Here is a 14,683-nt window from a genome sequence, read left to right on the forward strand (position 1 = left end):
ACAACATGCAACTGATGACGGCCGAGCGTTGGCTGGAACGCTATTTCGAAGAAGGCAGCCGGCCTTCCACGCAGGTGCTGCAGCGGCTGCTGCGCGAGGGCAAGCTGCCCGGCCGCAAGGTCGGCGGCGCCTGGTATATCGACGAACACGAATGGCTCGCCGGCGGTGATGATCTTGTCGCCCGGGTTCTGCAGGCAGCATAGAAATGGCACCGAGACCGCGAAGCAAGAGCCGGCAGGGATGGCCGGCCAACCTGTACCCCAACCGGGACGGGTTCAAATACAGGCACCCGGTGACGAAGAAAGAGACGTGGATGGGGACCGACCAGGCGCGTGCGTTCGCTGCGGCGAAGAAGCTCAACGCACTGCTGATCCCTACCGACGACCTGGTGGCCAGGGTCATCACGCCCGGCGAGACTGTGGCCGATGCGATCGTGGTGTTCCGCCGCGATGACGTGCCCGGCCGGAAGTGGGCACCCAAGACGGCCGAGGTCTACGAGAGCGTGATTCGCCGCATCGAGACGAAGCTGGGGCAGACGCCGGTGGCCGACGTCACGGTGAAGGTCTGCGCGACCTTTATCCGCGAGGTCACCGAATCCGACCGCGCGCGCCAGCAGTTCCGGTTGGTGCTGGGCTGGATCCTGGCCTGCGCCGTGGAGGAAGGTTGGATCGACACCAACCCCGCCCTAGCGACTCGCCGATTCCAGCACGAGCGGAAGCGCGTGCGCCTGACGCTGGACGTCTACCGGGGGATATGGGATCAGGCCGCGCCATGGCTGCGCAACGCCATGGACCTGTCGCTGGTGACGCTGCTGCGGCGCGAGGACGTGGTGACGGTGAAGTTCGCCGACGTGCGCGATGGACACCTGTGGGTGGTGCCATCGAAAACCGAGGGCTCGACGAACGTTCGACTACAGATCGCCGTGGCCGGCCCGCTGCTCGACCTGCTGGCCAGGTGCCGCGATGACGTGGTTTCGCCGTTCGTGATCCACCGCCTGCCGGAGAAGGCCAGGCCCAGCGACAAGCGCGCGAAGGACCGAGCGCACCACACGCAGGTGCTGCCCGAGCAGCTGTCGCGTGCGTTCGCAAAGGCGCGTGATGCTGCCGGCGTGGGTGGCGATGCGCCGCCAACCTTCCATGAAATCCGCAGTCTTGGCGGTGCGCTGCTGCGCGATGCCGGTTGGACCACGGAACAGATTCAAGCGCTGATGGGACACGGCAACGCGTCGATGACCGAGCATTACCTGGGTGGCCACGAAGCGCCGTGGCAGCCGGTCACCACGGGTATCGCGCTACCTCGATAGGGTGGCGATAGGGTGGTAATAGGGTGCACAACGAAAAAGGGCCTGCACCGAATGGCGCAAGCCCTTGTTCTATCTCAGCTATTGGTCGGGACGGCCGGATTCGAACCGACGACCCTCTGCCCCCCAGGCAGATGCGCTACCAGGCTGCGCTACGCCCCGACTGATGCTGCGATGTTCCCGCCAGTGCGGCGGGCCGTGAAGTATAGCGGATTACGGCGGAAATGGGTCAGCGACGCAGCAGTTGCAGCACTTCTTCCAGTTCCATCCGCACCTGCTTGATGATCTGGTTGCTCAAGGCCGATTCCTCGCGTGCATCCGGACCATCCAGGCGCAGGCGCGCGCCACCGATGGTGTAGCCCTGTTCGTACAAGAGGCTGCGGATCTGCCGCACCATCAGCACGTCGTGGCGCTGGTAGTAACGACGATTGCCACGGCGCTTGGCTGGCTCGAGACTGGGAAACTCGGTTTCCCAGTAGCGCAGCACGTGCGGCTTGACGTCGCACAGTTCGCTGACTTCACCGATGGTGAAGTAGCGCTTGGCCGGAATCGGCGGAAGTTCGCGGTTACTGCCCGGATCCAGCATAAGCTTCCACCCTCTCCTTGAGCTTCTGGCCCGGACGGAAGGTGACCACCGTACGGGCGGAAATCGGAATTTCCTCGCCGGTCTTGGGGTTGCGACCCGGGCGCTGGTTCTTGCGCCGCAGGTCGAAATTGCCAAAGCCCGACAGCTTCACCTGACGTCCCTGTTCCAATGCTTCACGCAGCACATCGAAGAACGCGTCGACGAATTCCTTGGCTTCCCGCTTGTTCAGACCGACTTCGTCGAACAGCTTTTCCGCCATCTCCGCCTTGGTCAATGCCATTGCCTGCTACCCCCGAGTGCTGCCCGCTCAGCCGCGGATCCGGGCGTGGTGTTCACGCTCGATGGCAGTGACCGCCTCGGCCACTACCGCTTCCACGTCGCGGTCCGTCAGAGTGCGCGACTTGTCCTGCAAAATCAAGCCCATAGCGAGACTCTTGAATCCCGGCTCGACGCCCTGGCCGACGTAGCGGTCGAACAGGTTCAGCTCGCGCAGCAACGGGCCGGCCGCCTGGCGGATGGTCGCGGCCAGGTCACTCCAGGTGACCTGTTCAGGCACCAGGAAGGCCAGGTCGCGGCGCACCGCCGGGTAGCGCGACAGTTCACCGGCGCGCGGCAGCGCACGGGCCGACAGCGCTTCCAGATCCAGCTCGAAGGCGTACACGTCCACGCCGATGTCCATCGCCTTGGCCAGGCGCGGGTGGATCTGACCGATCCAGCCGATGGCCACGCCGTCGCGGAAGACCTCGGCCGAACGCACCGGATGGCCGTAGGCACGGGTGGACGGGCGGAACTCCAGGACCGCGCCACTGGCAGCGGCCAGCGATTCCAGGTCACCCTTCAGGTCATGGAAATCGACCTTGCGGGTCGGCAGGCCCCACTGCACTGCCTGCGCGTCACCGCAGACCGCAGCGGCCACGCGCGAGGTTTCCAGCGGCGCCGGCCGGCTTTCGCCGAGCGACGCGTCACTGGCCTGCTGGGCGAACACCCGGCCGATTTCGAACAGGCGCACGCGGCCCAGCTGGCGGGCGGCATTGCGGCCCAGGGTGGCGACCAGGCCCGGCAGCAGCGCCGGACGCATCACCGCCAGCTCGGCCGACAGCGGGTTGGCCAGCGGCACCAGGTTGTCGCGCAGCTGCCACTGGCTCAGCAGTGCGTCGTCGACGAAGGCGAAATTGACGGTTTCCTGCAGGTCGCGGGCAACCAGTTGGCGGCGCACGCTGAGCGTGTCCAGCTGGGTCTCGGTCGGCATCGCCACGCGCGAGGCACCGCCCGGCAGCGTGGTCGGAATCTGCTCGTAACCGTGGATGCGGGCCAGTTCCTCGATCAGGTCCTCTTCGATGGCGATGTCGAAGCGGCGGCTCGGCGCGGTGACCTGCCAGCCTTCGCCAGCGACCACCACCTGCATGCCCAGCGCGCGCAGGATGCGCTCGACCTCGGCGTCTTCGATGGTGATGCCCAGCACGCGGGTGATGCGTGCACGGCGCAGCAGGATCGTCGCCGGCTGCGGCAGATCGGCCGCGTTCACCGCCTCGGTCACCGGCGCCGGGGTACCGCCGGCCAGGTCCAGCACCAGGCGGGTGGCGTATTCGATGGCGGTACGCGGCAGCGCCGGGTCGACGCCACGCTCGAAGCGGTGACCGGCATCGGTGTGCAGGCCCAGCTTGCGGCCACGGCCCATGATCGCAGCCGGCGCGAAGTGCGCCGCTTCCAGGAACACGGCGGTGGTGGCATCGGTGACGCGCGTATCGAAGCCGCCCATCAGGCCGGCCAGGCCGACGGCCCGATCGGCGTCGGTGACCACCAGGAAACTGTCGTCCAACGCAGCATCGCGACCGTCCAGCAGCTTCAGGCTTTCGCCGGCGCGCGAACGACGCACACCGATCGTGCCCTGCAGGGTGCCCAGATCGTAGGCGTGCATCGGCTGGCCCAGCTCGAGCATCACGTACTGGGTGATGTCGACCAGCAGCGACACCGGGCGCACGCCACTGCGGCGCAGGCGCTCGGCCATCCACAGCGGAGTCTTCGCCGCAGCGTTGACACCTTCGATGACACGACCGAGATAGCGCGGCGCTTCAGCACCGGCATCGAGCTGGATTGCCAGCTCGCGGCTGCCGTGGGCAGCGATCGGCTCTGCGATGAAATCCAGCACTTCGCTGCGCGTGGCTGCAGCAACGTCGTAGGCGATGCCGCGGATGCTGAAGCAGTCGGCGCGGTTGGGGGTCAGCTTGATCTCGATGCTGGCGTCCGGCAGTCCGAGGTACTCCACCAGGGTCTGCCCGACCGGCGCGTCGTCCGGCAGTTCCAGCAGGCCGGAGGCATCGTTGTCCAGGCCCAGCTCCTTGGCCGAGCACAACATGCCATTGGATTCGACGCCGCGCAGCTTGGCCGGGTTGATCTTCAATTCACCGATCTGCGCACCGACCATCGCCAGCGGCGCGACCAGGCCCGGGCGCGCATTCGGCGCACCACAGACGATCTGCAGCAGCTCAGCCTGTCCCGCATCAACCTTGCACACCTGCAGGCGGTCGGCTTCGGGATGGCGCTCGGCTTCGACGATGCGCGCGACGACCACCTGCTGCAGGCCATCGCCAAGCGCGGTCACCTCTTCCACTTCCAGGCCGATGGCAGTCAGCACCGCGCTGAGCTCATCGCGCGAGGCAGTGGTCGGGACGTGGCTGCGCAGCCAGTTTTCGGAGAATTTCATGGGGTCACCCTGGTGGGCCCGGCGCATGCGCCTGGGCTTCGGATTCAAGTGCAGCCGGGCATGGCCCGGCACGACATGGTTGTGGCTTACGCGAACTGCTTCAGGAACCGCACGTCGTTCTCGAAGAACGCACGCAGGTCGTTGACGCCGTAGCGCAGCATCGCAAAACGCTCCACGCCCAAGCCGAAGGCGAATCCGGTGTAGCGCTCCGGATCGATGCCGACGTTGCGCAGCACATTCGGGTGGACCATGCCGCAGCCGAGCACTTCCAGCCAGCGGGTGCTGCCGTCGGGCTGCTGCCAGGCGATGTCCACTTCCGCGCCGGGTTCGACGAACGGGAAGTAGCTGGGGCGGAAACGCATCTCGAAATCACGCTCGAAGAACGCACGCACGAACTCGGACAACGTGCCCTTCAGATCGGCGAAGGTCGAGTGTTCGTCAACCAGCAGGCCTTCGACCTGGTGGAACATCGGCGAATGGGTCTGGTCGCTGTCGCTGCGATAGACCTTGCCGGCGGCGATCATGCGCAGCGGCGGCTGGTGTTCGCCCATGTAGCGCACCTGCACACCGGAGGTATGCGTGCGCAGCAGGCGACCGTCACCGAAGTAGAAGGTGTCATGCATGGCGCGCGCCGGATGGTGCGGCGGGAAGTTCAGCGCCTCGAAGTTGTGCCAGTCGTCCTCGATCTCCGGCCCTTCGGACAACTCATAGCCCAGCCGGCCGAAGATGCCGGTGATGCGCTCGAGGGTGCGGGTGATCGGGTGCAGGCCGGCGCGTTCGCCGCTGCGGCCCGGCAGCGTGATGTCGATCGCCTCGGCGGACAGGCGCGCGTCCAGCGCAGCGTCTTCCAGCACCGCCTTGCGCTCGCCCAGCGCGCTGCTCAGCGTATCGCGGGCCTGGTTGATGGCTTCACCGGCGGCCTTGCGCTCGTCGGCCGGCAGCGCACCGAGCTGCTTGAGCTGCGAGGTGATGCTGCCGCTCTTGCCAAGCAGGGCCACGCGCAGCTGCTCCAGCGCGTCAGGGCTCTGCGCGGCGGCCACGTCGGCCAGCGCCTGGGAAGTGAGGGATTGAATGTCGCTCATGGGTAGCCGGAACTCCAGTCGGTCTGCCATCGCGATGCGCGAAGGGCCGCGCCGTCGCCACCGCTTGCCGGTCGCCCGCCATCTGCACAGCTGCGCCCGGCACAAAAAAGAATGGGGAAGGACTTGCGCCCTTCCCCATGCATTGCCTCTACCTGACACCGTTCTCCGTGAACGGCAACGGCATCGGGAAGGACTTATGCCGCCAGTGCGCCCTTGGCCTTCTCGGCCAGTGCAGCAAAGCCAGCTGCGTCGTGCACGGCGATGTCAGCCAGAACCTTGCGGTCCAGGGTGATGCCAGCCTTCAGCAGGCCGTTCATGAAACGGCTGTAGCTCAGGCCGTTGATGCGGGCAGCCGCGTTGATGCGGGTGATCCACAGCGAACGGAAGTTGCGCTTCTTCTGCTTACGGCCGATGTAGGCGTACTGCTGTGCCTTGATGACCGCCTGCTTGGCGACGCGGAAGACCTTGCGACGGGCATTGTAGTAGCCCTTCGCCAGATCAAGAATTTTCTTGTGGCGGCGACGCGCCTGTACGCCACGCTTAACTCGTGCCATTTTTCAGTTCCTCAGAGGTAAGGGAGCATGCGGTCCAGACGGCCTGCGTCTTCTGCGCGGACGTGATTCGTCTGACGCAGGTTACGCTTACGCTTGGTCGCTTTCTTCGTGAGGATGTGGCTACGGTTGGCGTGGCCGCACTTGTACTTGCCCGAGGCGGTCTTGCGGAAACGCTTGGCCGCCGCCCGGTTGGTCTTGATCTTGGGCATTGCAATGTCCTTGATGGGATATGACCCTGGTTTCTGACTGATCTGGCGGCGGCCTGGGCCGCTCTTTCCGTCCTGCCATGATCGGCGTACGACCCGTCCTGGGTGGGTCGAGCCGGGCATGATACAGGCAAAATCGGCCTGTAACCAGTCCCCATACAGCTTTTCATCCGCAAACCGGCTGCGCCGGACCCGGAAAAGCAAAAGGACGCCAGCGGCGCCCCTTCACCTTCATCCATTCAGCCGCCAGGCGCCCCGCGAGGCAGCCCGTCAGGCCTCAGGTCTTCTTCTTCGGCGCGATCATCATCACCATCTGACGCCCTTCCAGGCGCGGACGGGATTCGATGACGATGTCCTCGCCCAGATCACCCTCGATCCGGCTGGCCATCTCGCGACCCAGTTCCTGGTGGCTCATTTCACGGCCACGGAAACGGATGTTGACCTTGATCTTGTCGCCTTCTTCAAGGAAACCGCGCATCTTGCGCAGCTTGATCTGGTAGTCGCCCTCGTCCGTAACCGGACGGAACTTCACTTCCTTGATCTCGACCTGCTTGGTCTTCTTCTTGGCCTCGCTGGCCTTCTTCTGGGCTTCGAACTTGAACTTGCCGAAGTCCATGATCTTGCACACCGGCGGGTCGGCCTGCGGCTGGATCTCGACCAGGTCCAGGCCTTCATCTTCGGCCATGGACAACGCTTCGTCTCGCGTCAACACGCCGATCATTTCTCCGTCACTGCCGATCACGCGGACGCGCGGCACACGGATTTCCTGATTCTTGCGGTTCTGTTTGTTGTCAGGGGTACTGATATTGCGATCTCCCAAGGGTGTCGAACCCGGCCCGGGCGCCAATGCGCACGGGCCGGACCTTTGTTTACGCGCCCTCGGCCTGGAGCCGCTCGGTGAAAGCCTGGAGGCTCATGCTGCCGAGATCTTCGCCAGAACGCGTACGCACCGCCACAGCGCCGTTTTCCTTCTCGCGGTCACCAATGACCAGCAGGTACGGCACGCGCTGCAGCGTGTGCTCGCGAATCTTATAGCCGATCTTCTCGTTACGCAAATCGGCGCTGACGCGGAAGCCTTGATCCGCAAGGCTTTTGGTCACGGCAGAGACGTATTCAGCCTGCGCATCGGTGATATTGGCCACCACCACCTGGGTCGGCGCCAGCCAGGCCGGGAACTGGCCGGCATGGTGCTCGATCAGGATGCCCAGGAAACGCTCCATCGAGCCGACGATGGCCCGGTGCAGCATCACCGGATGCTTCTTCTGGCTGTTCTCGTCCACGTATTCAGCGCCCAGACGGCCGGGCATCATGAAATCGACCTGCATGGTGCCCAGCTGCCAGGTGCGGCCGATGGCGTCCTTCAGGTGGTACTCGATCTTCGGGCCGTAGAAGGCGCCCTCGCCCGGCAGTTCCTGCCATTCCACCCCGCAGCTGGACAGTGCCGAGCGCAGCGCGCCCTCCGCCTTGTCCCAGGTGGCGTCATCGCCCAGGCGCGATTCGGGGCGCAGGGCGATCTTGACCTGGATCTCCTCGAAGCCGAAGTGCTTGTACACCGCCAGTGCCTGCTGGTGGAACGCGGTCACTTCCGCCTCGACCTGGTCTTCGGTGCAGAACACGTGACCATCGTCCTGGGTGAAGCCACGCACGCGCAGGATGCCGTGCAGCGCGCCGGAGGGCTCGTTGCGGTGGCAGGCGCCAAACTCACCATAGCGGATCGGCAGGTCGCGGTAGCTGTGCAGCCCCTGGTTGAACACCTGCACGTGGCCCGGGCAGTTCATCGGCTTGAGCGCGTAGGTACGCTTCTCCGACTCGGTGAAGAACATCGCGTCCTGGTAGTTGTCCCAGTGGCCCGATTTCTGCCACAGCGACACGTCCAGGATCTGCGGGCAGCGCACTTCGCCGTAGCCGGTGCTGCGGTAGACCTTGCGCATGTACTGCTCGACCACCTGCCACAGCGCCCAGCCCTTCGGGTGCCAGAACACCAGGCCCGGGGCCTCTTCCTGCAGGTGGAACAGGTCCTGCTGCTTGCCGATGCGACGGTGGTCGCGCATCTCCGCTTCTTCGATGCGCTTGATGTACGCATCGAGCTGCTTCTTGTCGGCCCAGGCGGTGCCGTAGACACGCTGGAGCTGCTCGTTCTGCGCGTCGCCGCGCCAATAGGCGCCGGAAATGCGGGTCAGCTTGAAGGCCTTCAGGAAGCGCGTGTTCGGCACGTGCGGGCCGCGGCACATGTCCACGTATTCCTGGTGGTAGTACATGCCCATCGCCTGGATGTCAGGCGACATGTCCTCGATCAGGCGCAGCTTGTAGTCCTCGCCACGGGCCTTGAAGATCTCGATGACTTCCGCACGTGGCGTCACTTTCTTGATGACGTCGTAGTCCTGCGCGATCAGCTCGCCCATGCGCTTTTCGATCGCCGCCATGTCTTCGGGGGTGAACGGGCGCTCGGAATAGATGTCGTAGTAGAAGCCCTCGGCGATCACCGGGCCGATGACCATCTTCACATCGGGATAGAGCTGCTTGACCGCGTGGCCGACCAGGTGGGCGCTGGAGTGGCGGATGATTTCCACGCCCTCCTCGTCCTTGGCGGTGATGATGCGCAGGGAGGCGTCGTGGTCGATGACGTCACTGGCATCGACCAGCACGCCATCCACCGAACCGGCGATGGTGGCCTTGGCCAGGCCGGCGCCGATCGACTGGGCGACGTCCATGACGCTGACGGGATGTTCGAATTCGCGGCGGCTGCCGTCGGGAAGGGTAATCGTGATCATTGCAATGGCTTCATGCAGGGCCCGTCGTGGCGGGCTGGAAAGCGCTCCCGGGGCAACGCCCGGGCAATAAAAAAAGCGCCGCGAGGGCGCCTGGAATACAGGGCCTTCGGGGCAGGTCAACAGTAGGCGGTGGTAGTGCTCATGTCGCACGCTCGGCCGGCGCTGGGCGCGGGCCACCTTGTTCCAGGCAGTGATTGCCCATGATCTTAAACCAGCGGCGGACAAAGCCCAAGCGGTGCCTGAATGGCGGTGGCTGGCGGCGTGAAAACGCAATGATTACCATGTCCGCGCAGCCGGCCCCGTGCCAGCCTGCCCGCTTCCCCCCAGGACCCTGCAATGCGCCACCCGCCCCGACCGGCGCCTGCCGGTCCCGCCCGTGCCCCGCGTTCACCGGCCATATGCCGGGCCCGGAGCCCCCGATGATCACCGTTGGCCTGTCGACCCTGGGCTTCTGCAGCCTGGGCATGCTGTCAGCGATGTTCTCCGCGCTGGCGTTCTATGCCGCCTCCCCGCACTGCCGCTGGCCACGGCTGCGCCGTGCCGGGCGCCTGGGCCGGCAGATCGGCCTGGTCGCTGCCGTTGCCGCGCTATGGTTATGGATGGCAGAACTGGGCTTTGCCGCCGGCCTGGTGGCGATGCTGTGCACCTGGATGCTGGCCGCCATGCTGCTGCCGGCACTGGCCGCATGGCACCGCCCCGATGTGGAGCCGCGCTGATGTGGTCGCGCGCGCTGGCCGGCATCGTCGCCGGCTTCTTCCTTGCCGCCGCGGCGACCGGCCTGGTCGCCTGGCTGCCGCCGGGTCCCTGGCAGAAGGCCCTGGTACCGAGCCTGATCGCGTTCGTCCCGTTGTGGATGCTGGCCGCGCTGTGGGCCTTCAGCTTCCGCAGCCCGCTGCGCGCCTGGCTGACCCTGGCCGGTTGCGCGGCCCTCGGCTTCGCCGTACTCGGCCTGCTGCGCCTGACCGGCGCGGTGCAATGAGATCGACCGCATGAAATTCAGTTCACAGACGCTGCGCACGTTCACCACTCTGCACACCTGGGTCGGCCTGGTCGCCGGTTTCGGGTTGTTCGTGGCGTTCTATGCCGGCGCGTTGACCCTGTTCCACCACGACCTTCCTCTGTGGCAGACGCCTGGCGCGGCAACCGCATTGCCCGCCGGCCTGGATGACGCCCAGTACCTGCTCGACGACGTGTTGGCTACGCACGCCGAAGCGCGCCGCCACGTCGGCATGACCTTCCCGGGCGCCGATCATCCGCAGCCGCTGGCCTACTGGCAGGCCGAGGACGGCAGCTGGCGCTACGCATGGCCGGGACAGATCGGCGGCAGCCCGACGCCACCGCAGACCGGGCTGGCCGAACTGGTCAATGAACTGCATTACAGCCTGGGCCTGCCGGTGGCCGGCATCTACGTGATGGGCATCGTCAGCCTGCTGTACGGCATGGCCCTGCTCAGCGGTCTGGTGATCCACCTGCCCAAGCTGCTGGGCGATCTGTTCGCGCTGCGCCCGGGCCGCAATCTGAAGCAGCAATGGCAGGACGCGCACAACGTGATCGGCGTGCTCAGCCTGCCGTTCCATCTGATGTTCGCGGTGACCGGCGCCCTGCTCTGCCTGGTGTTCATGCAGATGGCCGTGCTCAATCCCCTGATATACGACGGCAAGGCGCTGCAGGCGGTACCGACGGCGATGGATACCGCGCCGCTGCGCGAAGCCAGTGGCATTCCGGCTGCACCGGGCAGCCTGCGCGAACTGCACGCGCGGGCGCTGGAAGTGGCGCGCGCGCAGGGGGTGGCCAACTTCGAACCGGCCTACCTGAAACTGGCCAATGGCGGTGATGCCAACGCGACCATCGAGATCACCGGCGAGGCCAGCGGCACGCTTGGTCCGCTCGGTGCTGTTGCGCTGGATGTCGAAAGCGGACGCGTGCTGGCCAGCCAGCTGCCCGGCCAACGCGATGCCAACCACGCCACGCTCAGCGCCGCCTATGCCCTGCACTTCGGCGAGTTCGGCAACGGCGTGGTGGTCTGGCTGTACTTCCTGCTCGGCCTCGGCGGCGCCTTCCTGTTCTATTCGGGCAACCTGCTGTGGATCGAGTCGCGCCGCAAGCGCCGTCAGCCGCAGCAGTCACGCGCTGCCGTCAACATGGCGCGGGCCACGGTGGGTGTCTGCATCGGCCTGTGCGTGGCAATCTCGGTGGCCTTCGTCGCCGCACTGGTGCTGGAGCGGGTCGCCCCTGCCCAGGTCGACCACGGCATCCGCTGGGCCTGCTTCGTGACCTGGGCGGCGTGTGCGCTGTGGGCAGCCCTGCGCCGCCCGGCACAGGCGGCGCGCGAGCTGCTGTGGGCCGCAGCGATCAGCACCGCGCTGGTGCCGGTGGTACACGGCGCCCTCAACGGTGACTGGTTGTGGTTGGCCGCCGCACGCGGCCACTGGCCGTTGTTCTGGATCGATGCGATGGCACTGGCGATGGCGTTCGGCTTTGCCCGCTTGGCGGTGGCCAGCCAGCGGCGAGCCCGCAGGGGCGACCCCAACAGCGTGTGGGCAAACTGACCAGGCCTGCTCGCAGCCTGCGCGGTTACGTGGCGTCCACGTAGCGTGCAACTTCGATCAGGTTCCCATCCGGATCACGGAAGTACACCGACTCGATCGGCCCAAGCGCTCCCGTACGCGGCACCGGCCCTTCTTCAACCGTCACCTGCTCTGCCTGCAGGTGGGCCAGCATCGCCTGTATGCCCATCGAGGTGATCAGGCATAGATCGGCACTGCCGCGGGTAGGCTGCAGCGCGTGGGGCTGCAGCGGCGCGCTGGCCGGGTGCAGGTTGATCTTCTGCTGGCCGAACTGCAGGGCGACGCGACCGGCGCCGAAGCGCACGACCTGCATGCCCAGCACGCGCTGGTAGAAGTCACAGCTGCGTTCGATGTCGGCAACGGTAAGAACCAGATGGTCCAAGCGGTCGATGATGATCATGCACGCAGCTTAGCGCTGCGTGCGTGGCGCAGATGTGCGGTTTCGGGCCGCAGGCCGTGCCTGGAACCGCCGAACCCGTACTGGCTGAACATGTTGGAGCGGTCAGTCGCCAACGCGGGCCTTCTGCCAAGGAGCCAGCATGGCGTTGAGCAGGCTGGCCTGCTCGTCGTCACCGGTCAGCTCCCACATGAAGACACCGGCCAGGCCCTGCTCGCGCGCGAACTGCGCCCGCAGGCCGATCGAACGCGGGTCTTCATAGCTGATGAAGATCTTCTCGGTCGGGTTGTACAGCCACGGGCTCTGCGCCTGCGGCTGCCAGTGCTTGTTCCAGCCCGGCTGGTCGAGATAGCGCGCCTTGATCACCCGCCAGTCGCCGGCATCGGCCGGAGCGCTGTAGGCCTGGTACAGGCCATCTGCCGACTCGCCGGTGACCTTGAAACCGCGCCCATAGAACGGCACGCCCAGCACCAGTTTGCCCGCCGGTACCCCGTGCTCGCGGTAGTACTGCACCGCACCGGCGACGTTGTTCCAGCGCCGCAGTTCCGGCGCCAACGGGTCGGAAGGCACTTCATGCAGGGGGGCATTGAACGTCGAGACCGACGAGAAGCCGGTGCCCATGTCGTAGCTCATCAAGTTGATGAAATCGAACACCTTGGCCAGCGCCGGCAGATCGTAGCTGGCGACGGGATCGTACGGACCGTCGGTCTGCAGGCGACCCGCGGCCAGCGCCGCAGTCAGCAGCATCGGCTGCCCCGCTTTCCTGCCGCGAGCATCCAGCGCCACGCGGAAGGCCTGCGCAAGCTTGGTCAGGTTGGCACGGTCCTGCGGACGGTGCGCCAGTTCCTTCGGTCCACCGCTGACCGGGAACTCCCAGTCGATATCCACACCATCGAAGCTGCCGGCATGACGCTCGAAGAACAACGCCATGCACGAGTCGACCAGGCGCCTGCGGCTGGCCTCGGTCAGCGCAGCGTCGGAAAATCCGCCCGCGCCCCAGCCACCGATCGAAATCAACGTGCGCAGATGCGGATGACGGCGCTTGAGCTCGGCCAATGCGGCGAAGTTGGCCGGCGCCTCGGCTCCGATCGCACAGCGCCCGTCCTCGATGGTGGAAAACGCATAGAACAGATGGGTGAGTCGTTCGGCTGGGATGCTCGATACCGGATAACGCTCGGCCGAACCGCCGGGATAGTACGCACCGAAAATCGGTGGTTGCGCCGGCGCTGCCTGCGCTGCACTGGGCAGGGCGCTGGCGATCAGCACTGCAAGTACGGCCATGGTCTGGCGGAACATGGAAACTCCCGGGTCGAAGGCGCAGCCACGTTAGCAAACAGATCACTCCAGCGTGCGGATGTCCGTGCAAGTCGTCCGCTGGACAGTGGCCGGGCAAGGGAAGCTGACACCGACGTGGCTGCGCTATGTCGAAAGCACTTCGCTGCAGGACAACACACGACCTGCCTGAGCTAAGGTGGCGCTGGAATTTCACTGGCACACGGACATGACCACAGACCACGAGGCAGACGGCACACTGCTCGACGACGAGACCCTGGAGAAGCTGCAGGCACTGGAGGCAAGTGCCTACGCGGCCTTCGACGAAGGCGAACTGACTGATGCAGCGGCCCTGTTCGGCCAGCTCGTCGAATGGACGCCCGACATCCCGCACCTGCACTACATGCGCGGGCTGGCACACAAGTACCTGCGTGACTGGCCTGCGTCGCTGCAGGACAACCTGCGCTCCGAGCAGTTGCGCGATGGCCTCGATGAGGCCACCACATGGAATGCCGGAATTGCCGCGACCGGCGCCGGTGATTGGGCCGAGGCGCGCCGGCAATGGACCCGTTGCGGCATCACACTGCCCGAAGGCGAAGGCCCGATCGACGGCAATTTCGGCGTTGCCTGTGTCCGCCTGAATCCGTGGTCCGGCGGCGAGACCGTGTACATGCGCCGGTTGGATCCGGTACGCGCACGGCTGGAGAACGTACCGCTGCCTGAGAGCGGATTCCGCTTCGGTGACATCGTCCTGCACGACGGTGCATCCACCGGGCGTCGCGCATACGGCGAGCGCGAAGTACCCGTGTTCAATGCCATGCAGCGCCTGCAGCAGTCGGACATGGCGACCTACGCGGTGTTCGTGCAATGCGATTCGCAGGACGACATCGCCGCGCTGCGGGCGCTCACATTGCCCGGCATCGGCCTGGTCGAGGATTGGACCCGTTCGGTACGCCACCTGTGCCTGCGCTGCAGCTATGGTGCACCTCACCAGCACGATGACGACAGCCCCGATGATGACCAGGGCTGGGCGCGCGAACGCAATCTCGGTATTGCCGCGCAGGGTCGCGCCGCGGTGGAGAAGCTGATGGCGGCATGGACGGCAGCCGGCAGCGGGCGCGTGCTGGAGGCGATTGAACAGCGCGAGCATCCACTTCAGGACCCGGAGCCCGGCCAGGTGTGGTGGCTGGGGCACGAAGAAGAACAGCCCATGTAGCGCCGAGCCTTGCAGCGCAAGGCTTTCA

General features: G+C 65.9%; 16 protein-coding genes and 1 tRNA gene. 6 read left to right on the top strand and 11 right to left on the bottom strand.

The annotated features are described in order from the left end of the window. The first annotated feature begins 5 nt into the window (after positions 1–5). Positions 6–203: a hypothetical protein gene (locus MRBLST15_RS08795; RefSeq protein ID WP_367785730.1), complete on the top strand. Its 198-nt coding sequence runs from the start codon at positions 6–8 to the stop codon at positions 201–203. Positions 204–205: 2 nt separating this feature from the next. Further along, entirely contained in the window at positions 206–1,303 is a 1,098-nt protein-coding gene (locus MRBLST15_RS08800; protein ID WP_367785731.1) for a tyrosine-type recombinase/integrase, read from the top strand. Between the two features lie 82 nt (positions 1,304–1,385). Here MRBLST15_RS08800 and MRBLST15_RS08805 read toward each other — a convergent pair. The 9 genes from MRBLST15_RS08805 to thrS form a co-directional block, all read right to left on the bottom strand. Then, positions 1,386–1,462 (bottom strand) — tRNA-Pro (locus MRBLST15_RS08805). A gap of 67 nt (positions 1,463–1,529) precedes the next feature. Continuing rightward, positions 1,530–1,886 carry a MerR family transcriptional regulator gene (locus MRBLST15_RS08810; protein ID WP_005410431.1) on the bottom strand — a complete coding sequence of 119 codons (357 nt, stop codon included), beginning with the start codon at positions 1,884–1,886 and terminating at the stop codon, positions 1,530–1,532. Continuing rightward, positions 1,867–2,166 carry an integration host factor subunit alpha gene (locus MRBLST15_RS08815; RefSeq protein ID WP_005410432.1) on the bottom strand — a complete coding sequence of 100 codons (300 nt, stop codon included), beginning with the start codon at positions 2,164–2,166 and terminating at the stop codon, positions 1,867–1,869. Before MRBLST15_RS08815 ends, MRBLST15_RS08810 begins: the two co-directional genes overlap by 20 nt. Before the next feature lie 27 nt (positions 2,167–2,193). Then, on the bottom strand, positions 2,194–4,590 hold the full coding sequence (pheT, locus tag MRBLST15_RS08820) for a phenylalanine--tRNA ligase subunit beta (protein WP_367785732.1): 2,397 nt from the start codon (positions 4,588–4,590) through the stop codon (positions 2,194–2,196). An 86-nt stretch (positions 4,591–4,676) separates the two neighbouring features. After that, positions 4,677–5,672, bottom strand: coding sequence for a phenylalanine--tRNA ligase subunit alpha (gene pheS, locus MRBLST15_RS08825; RefSeq protein WP_367785733.1), 996 nt, complete (start codon positions 5,670–5,672; stop codon positions 4,677–4,679). A 194-nt stretch (positions 5,673–5,866) separates the two neighbouring features. Further along, positions 5,867–6,226: a 50S ribosomal protein L20 gene (rplT, locus tag MRBLST15_RS08830; RefSeq protein WP_005410435.1), complete on the bottom strand. Its 360-nt coding sequence runs from the start codon at positions 6,224–6,226 to the stop codon at positions 5,867–5,869. A gap of 11 nt (positions 6,227–6,237) precedes the next feature. Next, entirely contained in the window at positions 6,238–6,435 is a 198-nt protein-coding gene (gene rpmI / locus MRBLST15_RS08835; RefSeq protein ID WP_002811096.1) for a 50S ribosomal protein L35, read from the bottom strand. Positions 6,436–6,709: 274 nt separating this feature from the next. Then, positions 6,710–7,252 carry a translation initiation factor IF-3 gene (gene infC / locus MRBLST15_RS08840; RefSeq protein WP_089236282.1) on the bottom strand — a complete coding sequence of 181 codons (543 nt, stop codon included), beginning with the start codon at positions 7,250–7,252 and terminating at the stop codon, positions 6,710–6,712. Positions 7,253–7,301: 49 nt separating this feature from the next. Continuing rightward, entirely contained in the window at positions 7,302–9,203 is a 1,902-nt protein-coding gene (gene thrS / locus MRBLST15_RS08845; RefSeq protein WP_312706054.1) for a threonine--tRNA ligase, read from the bottom strand. A gap of 419 nt (positions 9,204–9,622) precedes the next feature. Between thrS and MRBLST15_RS08850 the strand changes: the two genes are divergently transcribed. From MRBLST15_RS08850 to MRBLST15_RS08860, 3 genes are read left to right on the top strand one after another with little or no spacing between them, the layout of a single operon-like run. Beyond that, positions 9,623–9,919, top strand: coding sequence for a hypothetical protein (locus tag MRBLST15_RS08850; RefSeq protein WP_025876254.1), 297 nt, complete (start codon positions 9,623–9,625; stop codon positions 9,917–9,919). Then, positions 9,919–10,182 carry a hypothetical protein gene (locus tag MRBLST15_RS08855; RefSeq protein ID WP_312705938.1) on the top strand — a complete coding sequence of 88 codons (264 nt, stop codon included), beginning with the start codon at positions 9,919–9,921 and terminating at the stop codon, positions 10,180–10,182. The genes MRBLST15_RS08850 and MRBLST15_RS08855 overlap by 1 nt, the downstream gene beginning before the upstream one ends. A 10-nt stretch (positions 10,183–10,192) precedes the next feature. After that, positions 10,193–11,752 (top strand): PepSY-associated TM helix domain-containing protein, encoded by a 1,560-nt coding sequence (locus MRBLST15_RS08860; protein WP_312705937.1) that lies wholly within the window; start codon positions 10,193–10,195, stop codon positions 11,750–11,752. A gap of 25 nt (positions 11,753–11,777) precedes the next feature. Here the strand turns inward: MRBLST15_RS08860 and MRBLST15_RS08865 are convergent, their stop codons facing one another. Together MRBLST15_RS08865 and MRBLST15_RS08870 are read right to left on the bottom strand one after the other, a co-directional pair. Beyond that, a complete protein-coding gene (locus MRBLST15_RS08865) occupies positions 11,778–12,170 on the bottom strand; it encodes a VOC family protein (RefSeq protein ID WP_265952199.1) in 393 nt (130 codons plus the stop codon). A gap of 102 nt (positions 12,171–12,272) precedes the next feature. After that, positions 12,273–13,463, bottom strand: coding sequence for a glycoside hydrolase family 18 protein (locus MRBLST15_RS08870; protein WP_367785734.1), 1,191 nt, complete (start codon positions 13,461–13,463; stop codon positions 12,273–12,275). A gap of 205 nt (positions 13,464–13,668) precedes the next feature. Here MRBLST15_RS08870 and MRBLST15_RS08875 point away from each other — a divergent pair, with 205 nt between their 5' ends. After that, positions 13,669–14,655, top strand: a complete 987-nt coding sequence (locus MRBLST15_RS08875) for a hypothetical protein (RefSeq protein WP_367785735.1) — start codon at positions 13,669–13,671, stop codon at positions 14,653–14,655. The last annotated feature ends 28 nt before the right edge of the window (positions 14,656–14,683 follow it).

This window comes from Stenotrophomonas sp. LST15-1-1.1 (assembly GCF_040815575.1).
In the GTDB taxonomy this organism is placed as follows: Bacteria; Pseudomonadota; Gammaproteobacteria; order Xanthomonadales; family Xanthomonadaceae; genus Stenotrophomonas; species Stenotrophomonas lactitubi_B.